Raw genomic sequence first — 389 nt, forward strand, 5'->3', positions numbered from 1 at the left:
GGACAGCCCCACCACGAAACCAGGAACCGTTGCCCCGGCAATGATCGTGAACCATCATTGACTCCGCACGCGCGCGAGCCATTCGACAATCAGGGCCTGCGTCAGTGTGGGTTGCTCGTGCAAAAGCGCGTGGCCGGCGCGATCGAGTACAGCAAAGGTGGCCCGGGGGTAGTGCTCCACCAGCTCCCACGGGTCCGTAAACCCGGCCGTCGCATCCTGCCGTCCAGCAAGGATTAGCACGGGATGAGAATAGGTAGCCGCAGCCTCCGGGCGATCCCGAAGCTCCCAATTCGAAAAGATCCGCATCACGCCCGGCTCGTCAACCAGGGAAACTGCGGGTGCCACCAACTCCTGGAACCGGCTCAGCGTTTCATCCGTCTGCACCACGA

At 62.7% G+C, this 389-nt stretch carries 1 protein-coding gene; it reads right to left on the reverse strand.

The window, feature by feature from the left end; all coding sequences use genetic code 11:
• Window positions 1-54: 54 nt before the first annotated feature.
• A partial coding sequence (locus tag AC1U89_RS24935) for an alpha/beta fold hydrolase (protein ID WP_479902294.1) occupies window positions 55-389 on the reverse strand: 335 nt, incomplete at its 5' end.

The organism is Caulobacter sp. 05T431, from assembly GCF_056665975.1.